General features: G+C 62.9%; 15 protein-coding genes. 8 read left to right on the forward strand and 7 right to left on the reverse strand.

The features are described from left to right. Window positions 1-123 precede the first annotated feature (123 nt). Complete coding sequence (gene bioA / locus E5E97_RS12400) at window positions 124-1398, reverse strand: adenosylmethionine--8-amino-7-oxononanoate transaminase (RefSeq protein WP_171280327.1); 1275 nt, start codon at window positions 1396-1398, stop codon at window positions 124-126. 191 nt (window positions 1399-1589) lie between these two features. On the opposite strand from bioA, the gene bioB reads away from it, so the two are divergent. The 5 genes from bioB (at window position 1590) to htpX (ending at window position 6412) form a co-directional block, all read left to right on the forward strand. Beyond that, window positions 1590-2678: a biotin synthase BioB gene (gene bioB / locus E5E97_RS12405; protein WP_171280328.1), complete on the forward strand. Its 1089-nt coding sequence runs from the start codon at window positions 1590-1592 to the stop codon at window positions 2676-2678. Continuing rightward, the gene (gene bioF, locus E5E97_RS12410; RefSeq protein ID WP_171280329.1) at window positions 2675-3871 is read left to right on the forward strand and encodes an 8-amino-7-oxononanoate synthase; all 1197 of its coding nucleotides are present in this window, start codon (window positions 2675-2677) and stop codon (window positions 3869-3871) included. Before bioB ends, bioF begins: the two co-directional genes overlap by 4 nt. Continuing rightward, window positions 3861-4664, forward strand: coding sequence for a malonyl-ACP O-methyltransferase BioC (bioC, locus tag E5E97_RS12415; RefSeq protein ID WP_171280330.1), 804 nt, complete (start codon window positions 3861-3863; stop codon window positions 4662-4664). Before bioF ends, bioC begins: the two co-directional genes overlap by 11 nt. 82 nt (window positions 4665-4746) lie before the next feature. Then, complete coding sequence (gene bioD, locus E5E97_RS12420) at window positions 4747-5427, forward strand: dethiobiotin synthase (protein WP_011705390.1); 681 nt, start codon at window positions 4747-4749, stop codon at window positions 5425-5427. A 112-nt stretch (window positions 5428-5539) separates the two neighbouring features. Further along, window positions 5540-6412, forward strand: coding sequence for a protease HtpX (gene htpX / locus E5E97_RS12425; protein ID WP_011705391.1), 873 nt, complete (start codon window positions 5540-5542; stop codon window positions 6410-6412). Between the two features lie 59 nt (window positions 6413-6471). Here the strand turns inward: htpX and E5E97_RS12430 are convergent, their stop codons facing one another. Both E5E97_RS12430 and E5E97_RS12435 read right to left on the reverse strand, forming a co-directional pair. Next, the gene (locus E5E97_RS12430) at window positions 6472-8184 is read right to left on the reverse strand and encodes a methyl-accepting chemotaxis protein (RefSeq protein ID WP_171280331.1); all 1713 of its coding nucleotides are present in this window, start codon (window positions 8182-8184) and stop codon (window positions 6472-6474) included. 222 nt (window positions 8185-8406) lie between these two features. Further along, window positions 8407-10221: a hybrid-cluster NAD(P)-dependent oxidoreductase gene (locus tag E5E97_RS12435; protein WP_171280332.1), complete on the reverse strand. Its 1815-nt coding sequence runs from the start codon at window positions 10219-10221 to the stop codon at window positions 8407-8409. 390 nt (window positions 10222-10611) lie between these two features. Between E5E97_RS12435 and E5E97_RS12440 the strand changes: the two genes are divergently transcribed. The 3 genes from E5E97_RS12440 (at window position 10612) to E5E97_RS12450 (ending at window position 16923) form a co-directional block, all read left to right on the forward strand. Next, entirely contained in the window at window positions 10612-12258 is a 1647-nt protein-coding gene (locus E5E97_RS12440; protein ID WP_171280333.1) for an NAD(P)-binding protein, read from the forward strand. Further along, window positions 12255-15860 (forward strand): pyruvate:ferredoxin (flavodoxin) oxidoreductase, encoded by a 3606-nt coding sequence (gene nifJ / locus E5E97_RS12445; protein ID WP_171280334.1) that lies wholly within the window; start codon window positions 12255-12257, stop codon window positions 15858-15860. The genes E5E97_RS12440 and nifJ overlap by 4 nt, the downstream gene beginning before the upstream one ends. A gap of 250 nt (window positions 15861-16110) precedes the next feature. Further along, complete coding sequence (locus E5E97_RS12450) at window positions 16111-16923, forward strand: hypothetical protein (protein ID WP_171280335.1); 813 nt, start codon at window positions 16111-16113, stop codon at window positions 16921-16923. Window positions 16924-17396: 473 nt separating this feature from the next. Here E5E97_RS12450 and E5E97_RS12455 read toward each other — a convergent pair whose 3' ends face one another. The 4 genes from E5E97_RS12455 to E5E97_RS12470 all read right to left on the reverse strand — a co-directional run bounded on the left by E5E97_RS12455 (window position 17397) and on the right by E5E97_RS12470 (window position 21817). After that, window positions 17397-17612: a YdcH family protein gene (locus E5E97_RS12455; protein ID WP_011705396.1), complete on the reverse strand. Its 216-nt coding sequence runs from the start codon at window positions 17610-17612 to the stop codon at window positions 17397-17399. A 286-nt stretch (window positions 17613-17898) separates the two neighbouring features. Further along, entirely contained in the window at window positions 17899-18489 is a 591-nt protein-coding gene (locus E5E97_RS12460; protein ID WP_029303482.1) for a hypothetical protein, read from the reverse strand. A gap of 11 nt (window positions 18490-18500) precedes the next feature. After that, entirely contained in the window at window positions 18501-19847 is a 1347-nt protein-coding gene (locus E5E97_RS12465; RefSeq protein ID WP_039213156.1) for an MATE family efflux transporter, read from the reverse strand. A 146-nt stretch (window positions 19848-19993) separates the two neighbouring features. Continuing rightward, entirely contained in the window at window positions 19994-21817 is a 1824-nt protein-coding gene (locus E5E97_RS12470; protein WP_017410037.1) for a SulP family inorganic anion transporter, read from the reverse strand. Window positions 21818-21872 lie beyond the last annotated feature (55 nt).

Consider the following 21872-nt stretch of genomic DNA (forward strand, 5'->3'; position numbering starts at 1 on the left):
TCTGTTGGGTAAAACCCGCGCAGTCTACGCGTCTTGGCCGCCCGGGTCTGGTGTCTTGCTCACATTCTGATGAAAAAGAGTCAAAAGACCCTGCCTGGTCGGGCAGGGCCTGCCACGTCTGACTCAGAACTCGCCGCTGTGGATGGCGGCGGTGATGGCGCCGGTCAGCACGGTTAATTGTACCGGGCTGATGACGAAGGGGGGCATCAGATAGACCAACTTGCCAAACGGCCGGATCCAGGCACCCAGTTCGACGAACTTGCGCTGGATGCGCGCCACGTCCACCCGCTCCTTCATCTCCACCACTCCGATGGCGCCAAGCACCCGCACATCCGCCACCGCCGGGTGCAGGGTCAGCTCCACCAGTTCGGTTTTGAGTTGGTGTTCGATGGCGCGCACCCGCTCCTGCCACGGTGAGGCCAGCAGCAGATCGATGGAGGCGTTGGCCACCGCGCAGGCCAAGGGGTTGCCCATGAAGGTCGGCCCATGCATAAAGACGCCGGCCTTCCCATCACAGATCGCGCGAGCCACATGCTCGGTAGTGAGCGTGGCCGACAGCGTCAGATAGCCGCCGGTGAGCGCCTTGCCCAGACACATGATGTCGGGGCTGATGCCGGCCCAGTCGCAGGCAAACAGCTGGCCGGTGCGGCCAAAGCCGGTGGCGATCTCGTCGGCAATCAGCAGCAGGCCGAACTCGTCGCACAGGGCGCGCACCCACTGCAGGTAGCGGGGATGGTAGAAGCGCATGCCGCCGGCGCCCTGCACGATAGGCTCGAGCACAATGGCGGCGATTTCCTCGTGATGGTCCGCCACCAGGGTGGCGAGCTCCAACACACACTGCTCGTCCCACTCGGCGTGGAAGCGGCAGCTGGGTGCTTCGACAAAATGGTGCTCGGGCAGGAAGCCCTTGTAGAGCTCGTGCATGCCGCCATCCGGATCGCAGACGCTCATGGCGCCGAAGGTATCACCGTGATAGCCGCCGCGCAGGGCGACAAACTTGGCCCTGGGCGTCCCCTTGGCGTGCCAGTACTGCTGCGCCATTTTGAGCGCCACTTCTACCGCCACCGAACCCGAGTCCGCCAGAAACACCCGATCCAGCCCAGCCGGGGTGATCTCCACCAGCTTGCGGCAGAGATCGACGGCGGGGGCGTGGGTGAGGCCGCCAAACATCACGTGGGACATCTTGCCGAGCTGGGCTGTGGCGGCCGCATCGAGCTCCGGCACCTGATAGCCGTGCACGCAAGCCCACCAGGAGCTCATGCCGTCCACCAGTTTGCGGCCGTCGCTGAGGGTGAGGGTCACTCCCCTGGCACTGGCCACTTCATAGCAGGGCAGGGGATGGGTGAGGGAGGTATAGGGGTGCCAGACGTGGTGCAGGTCGAATTCTTGATTGGTCATTTTGTGTTCTGTTGTCAATTTGTTTGATCTGGTCGGTGTTGACAGTCTACGCGCGCTCTCTACACTAGCCAACAATTTCAGCCACTTGGCTGCGTGCAACCCGACTCGGGTGCAGGCCGGGTGGCGGCTTCTGTGTTTGCCCATGCAAGCTGGCGGCGCAGGATCCCACTTATAACAATTGGAAGCCATGTATGAATGCTGTCACCGCGGGCGCTCACGCCCTTCGTCACGACTGGACCCTCGCCGAGGTTCAGGCCCTGTTTGCCCTGCCATTCAACGATCTGCTGTTCCGGGCCCAGACCGTGCACCGTGCCCATTTCGATCCGAACGAAGTACAGGTGAGCACCTTGCTCTCCATCAAGACCGGTGCCTGCCCGGAGGATTGCAAGTACTGCCCCCAGAGCGCCCGCTACCACACCGGCCTTGAAGCCGAGCGGCTGATGGAGGTGGAGAAAGTGCTGGAGCGGGCCCGCGAAGCCAAGGCCAACGGCTCGTCCCGCTTCTGCATGGGGGCCGCCTGGCGCAACCCCAAAGAGAAGGACATGCCCTATATCCTGCGGATGATCGAAGAGGTGCGTGGGCTCGGCATGGAGACCTGCATGACGCTCGGGATGCTCACCGCCGATCAGGCGGCGCGTCTGGGCGCCGCCGGCCTTGACTACTACAACCACAACCTCGACACCTCGCCGGAGTTTTACGGCGACATCATCACCACCCGCACCTATCAGGACCGGCTCGATACCCTGGAGCATGTGCGCGGCGCCGGCATGAAGGTCTGCTCCGGCGGTATCGTCGGCATGGGCGAGCAGACAAAAGATCGGGCAGGCCTCTTGATGGCGCTGGCCAATCTGCCGCGCCACCCGGAGAGCGTGCCCATCAACATGCTGGTCAAGGTGAAGGGCACGCCGCTGGAGAACCAGGAGAACCTCGACCCGTTCGAATTCATCCGCACCATCGCCGTGGCACGGATCATGATGCCGGCTTCCCACGTGCGCCTCTCCGCCGGGCGGGAGAAGATGAACGAGCAGATGCAGGCCATGTGCTTTATGGCCGGGGCCAACTCCATCTTCTACGGCTGCAAGCTGCTGACCACCCCCAACCCGGACGAGAACAGCGACATGCAGCTGTTCAAGCGGCTCGGCATTCGCCCCGCTCAGCGGGCCCAGAAGCCGGATCAGGTCCAAGAAGAGGAGCTGCTGGCGGAGGTGAGCCGCCAGAGCGAGCCCACCGAGATGTTTTATGACGCCACCCGCCCCCGTGCCGGGGCCGCGCGGTCATGAACGGCCCTGCAGTCACGGGCCCCTTTGGGTTGAGCGCGGCGCTGGCCGAGCGCGAGCAGGCGGGCCTGCTGCGCAGCCGCATCGCGACCGACGGCGCAAGTGGCGGACGGCTCAGGGTGGCCGAGCGCGATTACCTCAACTTTTCCGCCAACGACTATCTGGGGCTTGCCGATCATCCCGCCATCAAAAGCGCCTTCCAGGAGGGGATTGACCGCTATGGCGCGGGCGCCGGCGCCTCGCCGCTGGTGACTGGCTACAGTCGTGCCCACCAACAGCTGGAAGAGACGCTTGCTGACTGGCTGGGGGTGGAGGCGGTGCTGCTGTTCAACTGCGGTTTCTCGGCCAATCAGGCGGTGCTCAAGGCCCTGCTCGGCAAGGAACACCTGCTGTGGCAGGACAAACTCAACCACGCCTCCCTGCAGGAGATGGGCAGCCAGCTGCCCTGCAAGATGAAGCGCTTCGGTCACAACGACATGGCGGCTCTTGAGCGGCAGCTTGAGCCAAATCGCGGACTGATTGTTTCGGAAGGGGTGTTCAGCATGGACGGGGATCAGGGCCCCTGGCGCGAGCTCGCCGCCCTAGCCGCCCAGAGCGGCAACTGGCTGATGATCGACGATGCTCACGGCCTCGGCGTATTGGGGCCACAAGGGCGCGGCACCCTGGCGGCGCAGGGGGTTGCTCCTGCCAGCGTACACATTCAGATGGGCACCTTTGGCAAGGCGCTCGGGGTGGCTGGCGCCTTTGTCGGCGGCAGCCGCGAGCTGGTGGCGTATCTGGTCAACTTCGCCCGCCACTATGTCTACAGCACCCATATGCCCGCCGCCCAGGCCTGCGCCGTGCGCCAGAGCATCGCGCTGGTACGCGCCGCCGACGAGGCCCGCGCCCAGCTTGACCAGCTGATCACCCGTTTTCGGCAAGGGGCAGAGGCGCTGGGCTGGCAACTGGGTGCCAGCGCTACCCCCATCCAGCCGCTGCTGGTGGGGGAGAGCGGTGCAGCCCTGCAACTGGCCGAGCGGCTGCGCGAATGCGGCGTCTGGGCTGGCGCCATTCGCCCGCCCACGGTGCCGGTCGGCACGGCGCGCCTGCGCATCACCTTGAGCGCCGCTCACCGCGAACAGGACGTGGATCGGCTGCTCGATGCCCTCGGCCCCTACCCGGCGGACGACGAGAGAGGGGGGACGCATGCTGCATGAGCGTTTTCAGGCGGTCGACAAGGCCCAGCTTGCCCGCCGTTTCGGCGCCGCCGCCCGTCACTACGACGCCCACGCCCGCTTCCAGCAGGAGGTGGGGCAGGCACTGCTGGAGCGGATGCCGGACAGGCAGGTTGGCACAGATCTGACAGTGAGCGGGCTGGATCTGGGCTGTGGCACCGGCTTCTTCCTGCCGGCGTTGGCCGGGCGTTGCAGCGAGCTGACCGGGCTGGATCTGGCTCCCGGCATGCTGGCGCAGGCCGCCCTTCGCGGCAGCGGCGCCCACCTGCTGTGCGGCGATGCCGAGCAGCTCCCCTTTGCAGACGAGACGTTTGATTGGGTCTTCTCCAGCCTGGCGCTGCAGTGGTGCGAGCGACCGGCCCAGGCCTTCGCCGAGCTGCACCGGGTGCTCAAACCCGGCGGCCGGCTGCTGTTCTCGACCCTGCTGGCCGAGTCGCTTTGGCAATTGCGTGAGGCCTGGCGCACGGTTGACGAGTGTGATCATGTCAATCGCTTCCTCAGCCTGCCACAATTGCAGCATGCCATCGCCGCCGGTGGTTTTGCCGCCCCGACGCTGGAGAGCCTGACCTGGTCACTCGGCTACCCCGAGCTCAACGGCTTGCTGCGCGATCTCAAGGGGATCGGCGCCAGCCAGGTCAATGACGAGCGTCATATTGGACTGAGCAGTCGCCAGCGTCTGCAGCGCCTGAGCCAGGCCTATGAAGCCCATCGCCAACCGGACGGCCTGCTGGCCGCCAGCTATCAGGTGTGCCTCGGCCAGCTGATCCGCCGCTAACCGGTCTCATGGGCCGACAGAATTGAGAAGCCGCTGCCCGCCATCGCGAGCCCGGGCAGCGGCCCCGTATTGAGGAGTCATCATGGTTAAATCCTTCTTTGTCACCGGTACCGATACCGATGTGGGCAAGACGCTGGTCGCCCGCACCCTGCTGCTGGAATTCGCCGCGCACGGTCTGCGCTGCGCCGGTTACAAACCCATCTCCGCCGGCTGTGCCCGCACCCCGGACGGGCTGCGCAATCTTGATGCCGTGCTGCTGCAGGAGGCGGCGAGCCTGCCGCTGCCCTACGATCTGGTCAATCCCTACGCCTACGAGCCGCCCATCGCGCCCCATATCGCCGCCAGCGAAGCGCGCGATGCCATTACCCTGAAGGGGTTGTCGGACGGGCTGCGTCAGATTGAACAGGCGGGGGCCGAGCTGGTGGTGGTGGAGGGGGCGGGGGGCTGGTTCCTGCCACTCGATCGCAAACATCTGCTGTCGGACTGGGTCAAGCAGGAGAACATGCCGGTCATCATGGTGGTGGGGGCCAAACTGGGCTGTCTCAACCATGCCCTGCTCACCTTCGCCGCCATTCGCAACAACAACCTGCCGGTGGCGGGCTGGGTCATCAACCGGCTGCACGGCTCCATGAGTCACTATCAGGAAAACCTGGACACCCTGCGGGGCTTGCTGCCGGCTCCGTTTTTGGGTGAAATACCCTTTGTAAACAATCCGCTCGAGGCTGATCTGCGCGGGCGACTCGACATTTCGCCCCTGCTCTGAATCCGACATTCAGCGAACATTCATAGAAACTGTCTATTATGCCTGACAGGTGTGGCCCGACCGGCAGCGAACTGGTGACGGGCCACGCGTCCATATCTCACAAGGAGTCAATATGAAGCGAATTATGCTATTCCTGGTGACCAACCTGGCCGTCATGCTGGTGCTGGGGGTGGTACTCAATATCCTGTTCTCGGTTCTGGGGATCAACAAGTCCAGCATTTCCGGTCTGTTGGTGTTCTGCGCCGTGTTCGGTTTTGGGGGTTCCTTTATCTCCTTGCTGATGTCCAAGTGGATGGCCAAGCGCAGCTATGGCGTCCAGGTCATCGAGCAACCCCGTAACGAGACCGAGCACTGGCTGGTCAGTACCGTGGCCCGTCAGGCCCGTGAAGCGGGCATCAAGATGCCGGAAGTGGGGATCTACGACTCCCCCGAGATGAACGCCTTCGCCACCGGCGCCCGCCGTGACGACTCGCTGGTCGCCGTATCGTCCGGTCTGCTTTACAGCATGAGCCGTGACGAGGCTGAAGCCGTGCTGGCCCACGAGGTGAGCCACGTGGCCAACGGTGACATGGTGACCCTGACCCTGATCCAGGGGGTGGTGAACACCTTCGTGATGTTCTTCGCCCGCATCGTGGCCGGCGTCATCAGCAACTTCTTCAGCTCCAATAACGATGAAGAGAGTAGCAGCACCGGCGGTTTTGCCTACATGATCACCGTGTTCGTGCTGGAGATGCTGTTCGGCGTGCTGGCCTCCATCATCGTCATGTGGTTCAGCCGTCAGCGTGAATTCCGCGCCGACGCCGGTGCCGCCAAGCTGGCCGGTCGCGACAAGATGATCGCCGCGCTCCAGCGCCTCTCCCGCGGTGCCGAGCCGCAGCTGGAAGGCTCCATGATGGCGTTCGGCATCAACGGCAAGCGCTCCATGAGCGAGCTGTTCATGAGCCACCCGCCCATCGAGCAGCGCATCGCCGCCCTGCGCGGTTAAGCGTTCCGTACCAATGAAAACGGCTGCCCTCGGGCAGCCGTTTTGCTTTGTGCGTGCAGCTACAGCTTGAAGTGGGCCATCTCCTGGCGCAGCAGCCGTGACAGCTGTTTGAGCTTGGCGGCCTCCTGCGAGACGTGGCGGGCTGCGTCCCCCGACTGCTCGGAGAGGGAGGTGATGTTGCCGACGGTGGAGACCACCTCGTTGGCGGCGGTGGACTGCTCGCGCAGGGTGTGGCTGATCTCCCCCATCAGGCCGGTCAGGTTGGATGCGTGGTTCTGGATGCTGGCGATGGCCTCGCCGGTCTGGCTGGCCAGGCTCACCCCGCGGGAGACGTTGTTGACCGTGTTCTCCATGCTGCGGATGGAGGCATCCGCCCCGCTCTGGATCTTGCCGATCATGCCGGTGATCTGCTGGGTGGAGGCGGCCGAGCGGCTGGCGAGATTGCGCACCTCGTCGGCCACCACCGCAAAGCCGCGCCCCTGCTCGCCCGCCCGCGCCGCCTCGATGGCGGCGTTGAGCGCCAGCAGGTTGGTCTGATCGGCGATGCCGCGGATCACCTCGATGATCTCCGAGATCTGCTGGGTGTGGCTGTTGAGATCCGCGATGCTGCTGGCGGCGTTGGAGACGGTATCCGAGATGCTCTGGATGCTGTCGAGGGTCTGCTTGATGACCCCGGAGCCTTCCGCCAGGGTGTTGGCGGAGACCTTGCTCAGCTCGTCGGCGTGGGTGGCGTTGTCAGAGAGATGGCTGATGCTCACTACCAGCTCCTCGATGGCGGCCGCCATGGTCTGGGTGCTGGTCTGCTGGGAGGTGGCGAACTGGGCGGTCTGCTCCGCTATCTGGGCGATGCTGTCAGCCGAGCCGGAGAGCTCTTCGCTGGAGTGGGAGACCTGGGTGATGATCCCCTTGAGGGTGCCCTGCATGGTGGCGAGCAGGCCGATCAGGCTCTCCTTGGCACCGGCCGGCACCTTGATGGGCTGGGAGAAGTCCCCCTCGGCCAGGTGGTTGAGATCGCTTCTGAGCTGGTCGACCGAGGTGCCGACCAGGTCGAGCAGCGCCTTGTAGGTGCGCCAGAGGAAGAACATCAACACCAGGCCGAGCGCGATGAACAGATAGCGCAGCATGGCGGACTGGCTGGTGGCATCGTCCACCGCCTGCTGGGTGCGGTGTTCCATCAGGACGTAGAAGTCGTCGATGGGGGACATGATGCGCCCCTTGTTCTGGTGATAGGCCTTGTCATGCATCATGGCGATGGCCTTTTGCTGGTTGGCGACGAGATCGCCGTCTGTCTGTTGCACCAGCTTGAAGGCGGCCACCTCGGTGTTGACCAGGGCATCCGAGTTGTTCTTGGCCTCGTTGAGCTTGGCCAGCTCCTCTTCGGTAAAGCCAGTCTCCTTCATCAGGTCGATGAGGCCACGGCGCACCTGGCTGTCGGGCCGCGGGTTCTGGCCGTTGGCCGCGACGAAGTCCCAGTAGATGCGGTTGTAGCCCTGCGGCCGGTTCTGCTCCCCGTTGCGAATGGCCAGGATCCGCATGTACTGCTGTTCGTAGGCCGGATCCTTGGTGATCACGTAGGTACGGCCGAGGCGGGTCAGGTCGTCGGAGGATTGCCGCAATTCATCGGCCAGCAGATAGGATTGATAGCGTTGCTGATAGCTCTGCTCGAGTTGCGTTCCTGACCAGCTGTAGGCAAAAAATACCAGCGACAGCAGGATCAGGGTGACGACGGAGAGCAGCAGGTTGAGCTGAAAGGCGGGTCTGTTCTGTTCCATGGTTTGAGCGTCCTTATTCTCACCGGATAACCCCCTTGGTCAGACGGCAAAAGCCGCTACGTCGGAGGGGTTTTGTTGTTGTTGCTGTGAGTATAGGAGCGGGGCCCGGCAAGGTTGCGGGGGTTTGGAGAAAAGGTGGAGGCGAGGGAAAGCGTACCGAAACAGGGGGAAAACGGCCGGGAGCGGGCACCCGGCCGGTGGGGTTATCGCTGCTCGATCACCTTATTTGATGACAAGGTCGGTGAGCGGCACGGCGCAGCAGGTGAGGATCTTGCCCTCGGCCCGTTCGGCAGCGGTGATGGCCGGGGCATCGGGGTGATCCACCTCGCCCGCGAGCAGGGTCTGCTTGCAACTGCCGCAGATGCCGGCGCGGCAGCTCCAGGGCAGATCCACCCCTTGCTTGTGGGCCTGATCCAGCACGGTGCCCTGATTGTTGCCGGCAAAACTCTGCTTGCCGATGCGCAGTTGCACCGCCTGGTGGGGGCGCGCCACCGAGAGGATGGCGCCGCCAAAGCTCTCCTGGCGGATCCGCTCGGCGGGCACGCCAAGGGCGGTCAGCCTGGCGGCCGCATTGGCCATAAAGCCGTGGGGGCCACAGATAAACACCTCCCGTTCGGCGAGCTGCTTGACCTGTTTGAGGTGCTCATCGTCCAGCCGCCCCTTGAGCCCCTGCCAGTGCGCCTCCGGCTGGCTCAGGATCAGAGTGAGGGTCATCCCCTGCTGCGCCAGGGCGTGCAGCTCGCTGGCGGCAGGAATGTCCGCCTCGCTGCGGCACAGGTGCATAAAGTGCACATCGCCGAGCTCCCCGCGCAAGGCCAGAGTGCGGGCAATGGAGAGCATGGGAGTGACCCCCGAGCCTGCCGAGAGCAGCAGCAGGGTGCGCCCGGTGCCTAGGTGAAACTCGCCTGCCGGCGCTGCGGACAGCAACCGGTCACCGGGTTGCAACTGCTGGTGCAGCCAGTGAGAGATGCGACCGCCCCCCACCTTCTTGACGCTGATGCTGTAACGCTCGGGCCGCTCCGGGGTGGAGCTCAGGGTATAGCGGCGCTGCAGGCGCTCGCGCCGCAGGCCGAGGCCAATGTCCAGGCTGATGGGCAGATGCTGGCCCGGCAGATAGTCGGGCAGGGGCTCGCCATCGGCCGCCTCGAACCAGAAGGTCTCCAGATCCCGCGCCAGCGGCTCGCGAGCCACGCACACCAGCTCCCGTTTTTTCGGGGCCGCGTTGGGGTAGACGGGGGCGCGGGCGCGCTCCAGCACCTCGATCTCGCTGCCCGCCTCAATCCAGCCCTCGTTGAGGGCCACCAGGTTCTGGCCGAAGTAGACCTCGCCATCCTCGCCGCGCCGGTAGCGGGTCAGGGTGGCCAGCGGCTCCTTGAGGGCATTGAAGCGATCCGTGCCCGGCTCCACCGTGGTCATGATGCAGCGGCTGCAGGGCTTGGCGACCCGAAACTCCACCTCGCCGATGCGGATCCGTTTCCAGCCGTCCTCCTCGAAGGGGAGGGTGCCGCTCGCCACCAGGTTGGTGCGAAACTGGCTCATCTGGTGCAGCGCGTCGGATCTCAGGTTGAGATCCTCAAGCGAGGCCTGGCTGATGAGCAGCAGCGGATAGCCGTCGGCAAAGCTGACCCGGGTGCCGGTCTTCTCCCGAAAGCGGGCGGACTCTTCACCGAGCCAGAGCAACTGAACCGGCTCCCCCGCCACCTGGCTCAGCCACGCATCGGCCCGGGGCTGGGTCTGCAGGGCGCTGAAGCTGTCGCTCCAGACCCCGGTAGCCCGGGGCGTGCGGGAAAACTCCCGCTCTTGCAGGATGAGTGGGTCAAGGCCCGGATAGCGCAGCTGCAGACCGCCCTCGATGGGAGTGGCCACCACCTGCTGCAACTGGGGATGGGTGCGGGCGGTGATGAAGCTGCCGTCCGGCTTGACCACCATGTAGCGGCGATCCCCCTGCAGCCCCTCTTCGGTGACCAGGGCGCGGGTCAGTGGCATGCCTGCCGTCGACTTGATGGGATAGAGATGAATGCTGGCGAGCTTGGGCATGGCCGGGTCCTTGTGCTGTGGTGGTTCCAGTGCAGGAGACAAGATAACGGGAGCTGTTCCGTGCAGCAATCGTTGCAGCGGGGCGGCCTGATGCGCCCGGCTCACGGGGCCGGAGAACGGCGTGGTGTTGCTTGCGGGGCGCGAGCCCGAGCGGTGACTCCTGCAGACGGGCAAGATGTTACACGGGTCACGTTGTGCACTCCATACCTCATAAAGTGCAACATTTTTTGATCCTGATCCGTCATTCGGTACACAAATCAGTCCATTATCGAGTCAGCTTCCAGTTTCTAACGCTTTCGCTTCTTCCCCCTCCGGCCACCGTCTGCCCTGGCAAAACGGTATCAAGCGCCATCGGATGGGGCCTGTCACACAAAAAGAAGAAAGCAATGTATGAGCAAACAACTGGATATGACCCCACAGCCGGATCTCTCCCAGAAAACGGGAACAGGCCCGGTCCGTACTCGGCTACCCGTTTGGCGGCCGGCCCTGCCACCTTGCAACCATGCCTGCCCGGCTGGCGAGAACATCCAGGCCTGGCTTGCCTTGGCCGAAGCGGGCCGCTTTGAAGCGGCCTGGCAACGACTGATCGAAGAAAATCCCCTGCCTGCAGTCCACGGGCGGGTCTGTTATCACCCCTGCGAAGCGGCCTGCAACCGTGCCCAGGTGGATGATGCCGTCTCCATTCACGCCATCGAACGCTTCCTCGGCGACGAGGCGCTGGCCCGTGGCTGGCAGCCTGCCCCGCCTGCACCCGCCAGCGGCAAGAAGGTGCTGGTGATCGGTGCTGGCCCCTCCGGCCTCTCCTGTGCCTGGCACCTCAATCGGCTCGGCCATCAGGTAGAGATCCGCGAGGCGGGCCCGCTCGCCGGTGGCATGCTGCGCTTCGGCATTCCCGCCTACCGCCTGCCCCGCGAGATGCTGGACAGGGAGGTGGCCCGCATCGTCGCCGCCGGGGTGACCCTGACCCTCAACCACAAGGTGGAGGATGTGCTCAAGGCGCGCGACGAGGGGGGCTTTGATGCCGTCTTCATGGCCATCGGCGCCCATCTGGCCAAGCGGGTCGACATTCCTGCCCGCGAGGCGGGCAAGATCCTCGATGCGGTGAGCTTCCTCGAGCAGGCGAGCCTGGCGGAGGAACAGGGCTTGCCGCCACCCAAACTGGGACGGCGGGTGGCCATCTACGGCGGCGGCAACACCGCCATGGATGCGGCCCGCACCGCCCGCCGCCTCGGGGTCGAGGAGGCGATGATCATCTACCGCCGCGACCGGGATCATATGCCGGCCCACGCCTTCGAAGCCGACGAGGCCGAGGAGGAGGGGATCAAGATCAACTGGCTGCGCACCATCCGCCAGCTCGACAGCACCAGTATTGAAGTGGAGGTGATGGCGCTGGATGCCGAGGGCAAGCCGGTGCCCACCGGCCAGTTTGAAACCCTCGAAGCGGACTCCCTCATTCTGGCGCTGGGTCAGGAGGTGGACTTGAGCGTGCTGGAGAGCATCCCCGGCGTGCGGGTCAACAAGGAGGGGGTGGTGCAGGTTGGTGAGAATCTGATGACGGATGTGCCGGGTCTGTTTGCTGGCGGTGACATGGTGCCCTCCGAGCGTACCGTCACCATCGCCACCGGCCACGGCAAGAAGGCGGCGCGCCATATGGATGCCTGGCTGCGTGGTCGCCTCTACCACAAGCCGCTCTCCTACCCGCTGGTGGGGCCCGAGCAGTTGCAGCTCTGGTTCCAGACCCATGCCCCCGCCAGCAGCCAGCCGGTCAAACCGCCCTCGGCGCGGGACGACTTTGGCGAGATCATCGGCGGACTGGACGAGACGGCGGCCCGCTACGAGGCGGCGCGCTGCTACTCCTGCGGCAATTGCTTCGAGTGTGACGGCTGTTATGGCAGCTGCCCCGAGCAGGCCATCGCCAAGCTGGGGCCGGGTCTGGGGTATCAGGTGGATGCCGAACTCTGCACCGGTTGCGGTGCCTGCCATGACCAGTGTCCCTGCCACGCCATCGAGTTGCGCCAACCGGAGGAGTCCCAATGAAACATGAATTGATCATGGTCGACGGCAACGAAGCCGCGGCCCGGGTGGCGTATCAGCTGAGCGAAGTGTGTGCCATCTACCCCATCACCCCGAGCTCGACCATGGCCGAACTGGCCGATGCCTGGGCCGCGGAGGGGCAGACCAACCTGTGGGGCAACATCCCCACCGTAGTGGAGATGCAGAGCGAAGGGGGAGCGGCCGGCACGGTGCACGGCGCCCTGCAGGCGGGGGCACTGGCCACCACCTTCACCGCCAGCCAGGGGCTGATGCTGATGCTGCCCAACATGTACAAGATCGCAGGCGAATTGACCTCGGCGGTGTTCCATGTGGCGGCCCGATCCTTGGCGGCGCAGGGGTTGTCGATTTTTGGCGACCATCAGGACGTGATGGCGGCGCGCAGCACCGGCTTTGCCATGCTCGCCTCCGGCTCGGTGCAGGAGGCGCAGGACCTGGCCCTGGTCGCCCACAGCGTCACCCTGCAGTGCCGGGTGCCCTTTATCCACTTCTTCGACGGCTTTCGCACCTCCCACGAGGTGAACAAGATCACTGCGCTGCACAAAGATGAAATTCGGGCCCTTATCGACAATGACTGGGTGCGTGCCCACCGCGCGCGGGCCCTCAACCCGGATCATCCGGTGATGCGCGGCACCGCCCAGAACCCGGATACCTATTTCCAGTCCCGCGAGAGCGTCAACCCCTTCTATGAAGCGGTACCGGCGCGGGTGCAGCAGTGCATGGAGAGCCTCGGCGAGCTGACCGGCCGCCACTACCGGTTGGTGGAGTATCACGGCGCCCCCGATGCCACCGATGTCATCGTGCTGATGGGCTCGGGGGCGGCCACCGCCCGCACCACAGTGGATTGGCTCAACCAGCAGGATCGCAAGACCGGGGTGCTGGTCATTCGCCTCTATCGCCCCTTCCCGGTACAGGCGCTGCTCGATGCGCTGCCCGCCAGCGTGCGGCGCATGGCGGTGCTGGATCGCACCAAGGAGCCGGGCGCCGGTGGCGAGCCGCTGCTGCTGGATGTGCAGAGCGCCCTCATCGATGGCTTGCAGCGCGGCCTTATCAAGCGGTTGCCGTGGCTCAGTGGTGGTCGCTACGGCCTCTCTTCCAAAGAGTTCACCCCCGCCATGTGTGCGGCGGTATTCGAGGAGCTGGCATCCGATGCGCCGCGCCCGCGCTTTACCGTGGGGATAGTGGACGATGTGTCGGGCCTCAGTCTGGCCTGGCACCCCATCGGTGATCTGGAGCCTGCCAGCCGGGTGCGGGCGCTGTTCTTCGGCCTCGGCGCCGACGGCACAGTCGGTGCCAACAAGAACAGCATCAAGATCATCGGCGAGCTGGAGGGCTTCCACGCCCAGGGCTACTTCGTCTACGACTCCAAGAAGTCGGGCTCGCGCACCGTCTCCCACCTGCGCTTTGGCCCCGAGCCCATCGACGCCCCCTGGCTTATCGAGCAGGCGAGCTTTATCGGTTGCCACCAGTGGGGCTTTGTCGAATCTGTGGATCTGCTGGAGTTCGCCGCCGAAGGGGCGACCCTGCTGCTCAATGTTCCCCATGAGCCTGACCGGGTCTGGGCCGAGCTGCCCGAGCGGCTGCGCGCCCGCATCCGCGCCCTCGACATCCAGCTCTACTGCATCGACGGCGATCGGGTCGCCGAGCGCAACGGCATGGGCAATCGCATCAACACCATCATGCAGACCTGCTTCTTCGCCCTGGCCGGCATCTTGCCGCGGGACGAGGCGATCGCCCTTATCAAGGAGAGCATCGAGAAGAGCTATGCCCGCAAGGGGCCCGAGGTGGTGGCGCGCAACTTCGCGGCGGTGGATGACACCCTGGCCCATCTCCACCAGGTGGCCATTCCAGCCGGTGAGGAGCAGATCAGCGACTATCCGCTGCCGCTGGCACCGGGGGGTAGCGAGTTTGTCCAGCGCGTCACCGGCGAGATGCTGGCGGGGCGCGGCGATCGCATCCCGGTCTCCATGCTGCCGGTGGACGGCACTTACCCCACCGCCACCAGCCGCTTCGAGAAGCGGGATATCGCCCGCGAGATCCCGATTTGGCACTCCGATATCTGCATCCAGTGCGGCAACTGCGTCTTTGTCTGCCCCCACGCGGCGCTGCGGGCCAAGTTCTATCACCAGGACTGGCTGGCGAGCGCCCCCGAGGCAGCCCAGTCGGTGCCCGTCACCGCCAAGGGCTTCCCCGACAGTCGCTACACCTTGCAGCTCTATCCGGAAGATTGCACCGGCTGCGGTCAGTGCGTGCAGGCCTGTCCGGTGCGGGCCGGAGCGGATGCCCGCCATCAAGGCGAGAGTGCAGAAGGAGAAAGCCATGAGGGTGAGCGCGCCATCGCCATGATGGACAAGGCGCCGCACCTCGCCGGCCAGAAACAGGCGCTGCGCTGGTTCGAGAGCCTGCCCTGGCCGGCCCGCGAGCGGGTGGATTTCTCCACGGTGCGCGGTACCCAGTTCCTCGAACCCCTGTTCGAGTTCTCCGGTGCCTGCGCCGGCTGTGGCGAGACCCCCTATCTCAAGCTGCTGACCCAGCTGTTTGGTGACCGCATGCTGGTGGCCAACGCCACCGGTTGCTCCTCCATCTACGGCGGCAACTTGCCGACCACCCCGTGGGCCAAGAACGGCGAAGGGAAGGGTCCGGCCTGGTCGAACTCATTGTTTGAGGACAACGCCGAGTTTGGCTTTGGTTTTCGCCTCACTGCCGATCAGCACCACGGTCAGGCGGTGGCAGCCTTGCAGGCGATGAAGGGGGAGATCGGAGTCGAGCTGGTGGAGACACTGGTCAGCGCCCCGCAGCGGCTGGAATCGGAGATCCGCGCCCAGCGCACCCGGGTGGCGCAAGTGCGGGAGCGGCTGGAGGAGGTGAAATCAGGCAAGGCTCGCGAGCTGCTGTCTCTCATCGATCAGCTGGTGCGCCGCTCGGTCTGGATCATCGGCGGCGATGGCTGGGCCTATGACATCGGCTCGGCGGGGCTCGATCATGTGCTCGCTTCCGGCCGCGATGTGAACGTGCTGGTGATGGATACCGAGGTCTACTCCAACACCGGCGGCCAGATGTCGAAATCGACCCCGCTCGGTGCCGTCGCCAAGTTCGCGGCGGGGGGCAAGACGCTGGCCAAGAAGGATGTAGCCTTGCAGGCCATCTCCTACGGCAACGTCTATGTGGCCCGCATCGCCTTTGGCGCCAACCCGCAGCAGGCGCTGCAGGCCTTGCGTGAAGCCGAGGCCTATCCGGGCCCGTCGCTCATCATCGCCTACAGCCACTGCATCGCTCACGGCATCGACATGGAGTTTGGCCTGACCCAGCAAAAACGCGCCGTGGCCTCCGGTCACTGGCCGCTGATGCGCTACAACCCGGTACTGCGCAGCGCGGGGCAGAACCCCTTCAGCCTCGACAGCCTGCGCCCCTCCATTCCGCTCGCCGAATACCGGCAGGAGGAGACCCGTTATCGGGTGCTGGCCCAGAGTCATCCACAGGAGGCCGAGCGGCTGATGCAGGTGGCACAACAAGTGGCGTGGCAGAAGTGGGCCACCTACGAGGAGATGGCCACCCGCGAAGCCAGCCATTTCCATCCGCCGGTGTGAGGATTGGGTTAACTCTGCATAAAACGAAGCGGGCCACTGGCCCGCTTTTTGTATCGGAAGACTATTGGATGTCACTTCTCACTATCTGATAGCAACTACAGGCGTTGTAGTGATGATTCCATGATAATCCAAAATGATGTGTTGATATGTTAGGTAAAGCTGGGCAGGATATATGCAGCTAAAAATAAGTAATTATATGGGCGTATTATATGTTTATGTCCACACACTTATTCTATTTTAGGGGCCGGTTATGAGTTTAAAGGAAAATGAGATGATGGTTTGTGTTCATACAATCGAGACTCCGATCGGGGATTCATTCACTGTCCCCACTCCAGACAGGAGGTCAAATAAACCTATCGGAATACATGGTGAGGAAGATGGTAAAACTGCTTTCTTTCAAAAAATAATTAAAGCAAAAATGGGTGGTGATGATATTTCAGTTGCAATTCCCAATGAAATATCACTTTCACTAAGTATATCAATGAAGTCATTATCTGTTGCTGAACAGAAACATGAGGAAATTAAAAGTCGCGCTTGCACAAACGACACAATTTTTGATGCAGATGTAAGAATTGCTTATGATTTTTTAGAAGAAATACAGAAAGCGATAGTTTTCAGTTATAAAGCGGTAGAGTCTTTCTGTAACGCAAGTATTCCTGATACTTACACGTACAAAAAAACTACAAATAAGGGTGTTGTAGAACATTATGGCAAAGAGCAAATAGAGCGTTGGGTAAGTACATCTGAAAAAATATCAAAAATAATTCCAGATGTTCTAAAGTGCAATTCTCCAACAGAGAAAAAGTTTTGGGGTGACTTTAAAAATCTCGAAAGAGTAAGAAATGAAATAATTCATAGTAAATCAAGTAACAGTGCAGAGATACTTGTAGAGCTATTTTCTAGTAAGATACATAAATATATAGAGTCTAGTTTACTCCTCTTGGAGTATTTTATTGAGTTAGATCCTTGCAATCCTATATTTCCACTTGGGTTTGGGAAATCTCAAATTAGGGTTATGTCAATTAAAAATCCTGATGAATATTTGCGCAAAATAAAAGAATAGTATGAATATTTTCATGGGGTGATATTTTGCTCATTTTGTTAATGTTTTCCTCCAGCTTACCCTTATAAATGAAGGGCTATCGTGATAGATAGGGGAGTTAAGAATATATGAGCTTCGATATTACATTCAAATGGGAATGGAGATATCTCTATCTTGGCGGTATTCGTCTATCCATCGGTTGTTGAGGCGTTGGCCAAAGCTTTCTTTTTGTGTCACGGCAGGCAAGCTGCGGGGCAAATAGCGTCAAGCAGGAGAAGGGACGATGACAGAACAACATATCGCCGGGACTATCGGCATTCTGGGAGCGGGGTGGCTCGGGCTGTCGGGCGGTTGGTAAGCAGGTAATTATCACTGCCAGCAGCGGCGAGAGTGCCGCCTGGCCTGCTCAGCGTTGTCGTGAGCAGCCAACAAAAAGCCCGGCGTCGGGCCGGGCTGGCAGGATAAGTTGCTTATCCAGGTATTCGTCGAGGCGTCTATTGTGGATGTTGTTTGAGGATGTCGTAGATCTCCTCTTTCAGTTTAAGTTTCTGTTTCTTCAGATCCTTCACCTCGGAGCTGTAGTCGCTGGCGTGATGCTTTTCCAACTTTCTAATCTCCACATCCAGGTCGTTGTGCAAGTCAAACTTCTTTTGGAAATGGACATCACTGCTCTTCAGTTGCGAGATGAGCTCTCTGTACTCTGGGAACATGTAATGCGGCCTCCTTGGTTTCGTTTGATTGTGCCTGCAAGACCAAACTACCGCGTCCCCCGCGAGATAAATGTGATCCGGCTCCAATTCGGGACCAATGATTTGCTGCATGGGATGGGCGATTTTTAACTGTTTGAATCACAAGCTGATAAGGCTTTTATCGGTAAGCAGAGAGTCTGAAAAGTGCCGGATGGATCACAATTGTGACGGCCGGATGACAGCTTGTGGCCGCCAGGCGGGCAGCAAAAAGGGGCGCAGGGCCCCTTCTTGGTAACAGGTGCGGCGTTTACTCTTTTTTCTTTTTCTTCTCGGGCAGCGGCTTGCCGTCGCGGGCGATCACCTTGCCCACCTCGAAGCCGATCTGCGCCGCCAGCTCTTCCAGATCCGCGGCCTTGGCTTCGTTGCCGATGGCGTATTGGTAGTTGGCGATGGTGATCTTCTCGGCCACCGGGGTACCCGGGACGATAGGCTCGCGCCAGCCCTGACCCACATGGGCCACCAGGGTGCCGTTCATGATGAGCTCGCCGACGATCTCCTGGGTGGGGATGCCCTTGCCGTAGGTGAGGCCCTGCGGGTGCTTCTTGCCGACCAGGGGTTCTTGGCTTGCGGGCATCAGCTTGGTGCGGATCAGCCACTTGGGCGACTTGGTCTTGCCCACCGCCTTGCCGGTCTGGTACTCGTTGATCTTGATGGTCTTGATCATCTGGGCCATGAAGTCCTTGGTCAGCGCTTTTTGCGCTTCGCTGGTTTCATCGATGGCGATGGGGGCCACGTACCAGGTCTGGGCCGCCTGTGCCTTGGGGGCGGCGGGGGCGGTTTGCGCCATGGCGAGCGGGCTGAGCAGGATGGCCGCCAACAAGAGTCCTATCTTCTTCATTGTGATTCCGCTTATGTTTCAACAAGAATTTTGTTTTGCCAGCGACGACTGCGCCAGCGCCAGAACATGGCCAGACCGCGCACCCACTCGTCGCAGGCGAGCGCCAACCAGATACCGACCAGTCCATAACCCTGCATGATACCAAGGAAATAGGCCAGTGGAACGGCAATCCCCCACATGGAGACGAGCGCCATGTAGAGCGGGAAACGGGCGTCCCCGGTGGCACGCAGGGCGTTGATCACCACCAGATTGAAGGTACGGCCGGGTTCCAGAATTAGGCTTATCAAGAACAGCTGCGCCACCTGGGTGATGATGTCGGCGTCATCGGTGAACAGGCTGATGATGGTGCGGCCGTTGAGGGCCGCCAGCAAGGCGATGAAGGCGGTGACGACGAGCCCCAGCTTCAGGCTTTTGAGCAGCTGGCGGTAGGCCTGCTCGAAGCGGCGAGCCCCTGCCAGGTGGCCGATGATGATCTCGTTGCCAAGGCCGATGGAGAGGCCGAACAGCAGGATGAACAGGCAGATCTGGAAGAAGTAGGACTGGGTCGCCAGCGCCTTGTCGCCGAGCAGGCCGACGAAGGCGGTCACCACCATGAACTGCAGCATCCAGGAGAGGTTCTCGCCGGCGGCCGGCAGGCCGATGTGCAGCACCTTGCCCAGCATCAGCCGGCTGGGTTTGACGATCTCCGGCAGGCGCAGCCGGATGCCGGTCTTGCGTGCCACCAGCCATACCAGCAGCACCACCCCGACGATGCGACCCGCCACCGTGCTGATGGCGACCCCGGCCACCCCGAGCTGGGGCAGGCCGAACCAGCCGTAGAGCAGCAGCAGGTTGCCGACGAAGGTGATGAGGTTGACGATGAGCGTCACGTACATCGCCTGACGGGTGTGGCCGTGGGCGCGCAGGGTGGCGGCCAGGCAGAGCGCAGCCGCTTCCGGCAGCAGGCACAGGCCGATGATCTGCAGGTAAAGGGTGGCATCGCTCATCAGGTTGGCGGGCAGGTTCATCAGCGCCAGCATGGTACTGGCCCCGGCGATGACGCCGACGGCGGCCACCAGTCCCACCAGCAGGTTGAAACCGATGGCGGTGTGGATGACGACGCGGGCCTTCTCCTTGTCACCGGCCCCCAGATACTGGGTGATCACCACGCTGGTGCCGATGCTGACGAAGCTGAACAAGGTGATGGCGAGATCGAACACCTGGTTGCCGACCGCGAGCGCCGCCACCCCCTGATAGGAGACGTGACCCACCATGAAGGTGTTGAGGGCCCCGGTCAGAAAGTGCAGGGCAAGATCGATAAACAGTGGCCAGGTCAGGGAGAAGAGGGTGCCCGGACCTGCGTGGGATTGAGTTTGCATGGGGTGTCCAAATACTGGGGATGGCCCTCGTCAGCGCCATCTGGACGGGCATTTAACACCAAGCGGGGGCGAGGCGCAATCGTGGCGGTGACCAAGCAGGGGAAGAGAGCGGGGGCCCTGCCGCCATGGGCAGGGCCCGCTCGGGATTAGGCCGGGGTGGCGCCCGCCTCCTGTTCGCTTGGCAGGGTGAGGCGCGCCGAATCGGGCAGGGCGTCATCCTGGGGCCAGCGCGAGAGGATGGCCTCGGTGGTGCTCTCCACCACCTCGTCATCCTTGAACACCGGCTCGCGGTAGCAGCGGGTCATGCGCAGTGCCTGATACATGTCGGGGCAGAGGATGATCCCCTCGTCGCCGACCCGGATCCCGGCCTGCTTGAGCCACAGGCTCATCTGGCCGTGGCGGCCGGCCATCACCATGTGGATGCCGCGCCGTTTCAGATCCTTGTGCAGCTCCCCCAGCATGCTCATCACGCTGATGTCCTGATGGGTGAAGCAGGCTACCGCATCCACCACCAGGCATTTGGGACTGTGGGGATCCTGCACCAGGAGCGCCAGTACCCGCCGCTTGAAGTAGGGGGCGTTGAAGTAGGTGAGCGGCGAGTTGAAGCGATAGACCAGGATGCCGGGAATGGCCTTGGCCTGTTCGTTGTCCCCCAGGGTGCGCACCACGCCCTCGTCGTCCATGCCGAGCAGCTGGTCGGTGGGCCGCATCACGTTGCGCAGGAACTGGAACAGCCCCAGCAGCACCGCGAGGGTGATGCCCGGAATGACCCCCATGGCCAGCACGCTGATGAAGGTGATGAGCGCTAGCCAGAAGGCGGAGCGATCGGAGTGGCGCAGGGCCCACAGGCCGCGAAAGTCGGTGAGGGACAAAGACGCCATCACCAGCACCACGCCGAGGGCGGCGGTGGGGATGTATTGCAGCGGCGCCGTCAGGTAGAAGGTGACCAGGGCGATGACGGCGGCGGCGATGATGGAGACCAGCTGGCTCTTGCCGCCGTTGGCGTCGTTGACCGCGGTGCGCGAATCCGCGCCGCTGATGGCAAAGCCCTGAGAGGCCGCCGCCGCCAGGTTGGCCATGCCGAGGGCCCGAAACTCCTTGTCCGCATCGATCTCGTAGCCGTTCTTGGCGGCGAAGCTGCGGGCGGTCAGCATCATGGAGACGAAGCTCACCATGGCCAGGTTGAGCGCCGGCAGCACCAGTTCCCGCATCAGACCGGGGGGAAACTCCGGCATCTGGAAGGCGGGCAGGCCCGAGCCGATGGCGCCCAGGGTAGCGATGCCAAACTGGCCCAGATCGAGCGCCCACACCAGCCCTGCCGTCACCACCATGGCCACCATGGAGGAGGGCCAGGCCGGCTTGAAGCGCTTGGCCAGCAGCAGGGTGAGCAGGGCGGTCAGGCTCATGGCCAGGGTGGGCAGATGGGTCTGGGTGATGTAGCTGGCGCCGCCGGCGATCCGCTCGATGAGGTAGCGCTCGCTGAAGGTGAAGCCGAAGATCTTGGAAAGCTGGCCCACCATGATGGTGATGGCCACCCCGTTGAGCAGCCCCATCAGGATCGGGCGGGAGAGAAAGTCCGCCAGCACCCCCAGCTTGAAGCGGCTGGCGATGAGGCACCAGAAGCCGGTCATGGCGGTCATGGTCATCACCAACTGCCAGTGGCGGGTGGCGTCCCCGGCGGCGAGCGGGGTCACCACGGCTGCGATCACCGCACAGGTGGCGGCGTCCGGGCCGACGATGAGCTGGCGGGAGGTACCGAACAGGGCGTACACCAGCATGGGCAGGATGCAGGAGTAGAGGCCGACCAGCGGCCCCACCCCGGCCAGCTCTGCATAGGCGATGGCCACGGGCAGGGCCACCGCGGCCACCGACAATCCAGCGCGCATATCCGGCATCAGCCAGGCCCGCTGGTATTGCAGCAGGGCGGCGAGGCCCGGTAGCCAGCGTTCGAGTGAGAAGAAGTCGCGCATTATTTAACCCATTGAGTTACAAACAGCTTTTCCTTAGTGTGCCCAAGGTTATCGA

This window comes from Aeromonas sp. 2692-1 (assembly GCF_013085505.1).
Lineage (GTDB): Bacteria > Pseudomonadota > Gammaproteobacteria > Enterobacterales > Aeromonadaceae > Aeromonas > Aeromonas hydrophila.

Bases quoted from the DNA above. Each gene is read 5' to 3' on its own strand.
- E5E97_RS12430 (WP_171280331.1), bottom strand. From the start codon at position 8,184: ATGGAACAGAACAGACCCGCCTTTCAGCTCAACCTGCTGCTCTCCGTC.
- E5E97_RS12440 (WP_171280333.1), top strand. From the start codon at position 10,612: ATGAGCAAACAACTGGATATGACCCCACAGCCGGATCTCTCCCAGAAA.
- bioC (WP_171280330.1), top strand. From the start codon at position 3,861: ATGCTGCATGAGCGTTTTCAGGCGGTCGACAAGGCCCAGCTTGCCCGC.
- E5E97_RS12450 (WP_171280335.1), top strand. From the start codon at position 16,111: ATGAGTTTAAAGGAAAATGAGATGATGGTTTGTGTTCATACAATCGAG.
- E5E97_RS12470 (WP_017410037.1), bottom strand. From the start codon at position 21,817: ATGCGCGACTTCTTCTCACTCGAACGCTGGCTACCGGGCCTCGCCGCC.
- nifJ (WP_171280334.1), top strand. From the start codon at position 12,255: ATGAAACATGAATTGATCATGGTCGACGGCAACGAAGCCGCGGCCCGG.
- htpX (WP_011705391.1), top strand. From the start codon at position 5,540: ATGAAGCGAATTATGCTATTCCTGGTGACCAACCTGGCCGTCATGCTG.
- E5E97_RS12460 (WP_029303482.1), bottom strand. From the start codon at position 18,489: ATGAAGAAGATAGGACTCTTGTTGGCGGCCATCCTGCTCAGCCCGCTC.
- bioA (WP_171280327.1), bottom strand. From the start codon at position 1,398: ATGACCAATCAAGAATTCGACCTGCACCACGTCTGGCACCCCTATACC.
- bioD (WP_011705390.1), top strand. From the start codon at position 4,747: ATGGTTAAATCCTTCTTTGTCACCGGTACCGATACCGATGTGGGCAAG.
- E5E97_RS12455 (WP_011705396.1), bottom strand. From the start codon at position 17,612: ATGTTCCCAGAGTACAGAGAGCTCATCTCGCAACTGAAGAGCAGTGAT.
- bioF (WP_171280329.1), top strand. From the start codon at position 2,675: ATGAACGGCCCTGCAGTCACGGGCCCCTTTGGGTTGAGCGCGGCGCTG.
- E5E97_RS12435 (WP_171280332.1), bottom strand. From the start codon at position 10,221: ATGCCCAAGCTCGCCAGCATTCATCTCTATCCCATCAAGTCGACGGCA.
- bioB (WP_171280328.1), top strand. From the start codon at position 1,590: ATGAATGCTGTCACCGCGGGCGCTCACGCCCTTCGTCACGACTGGACC.
- E5E97_RS12465 (WP_039213156.1), bottom strand. From the start codon at position 19,847: ATGCAAACTCAATCCCACGCAGGTCCGGGCACCCTCTTCTCCCTGACC.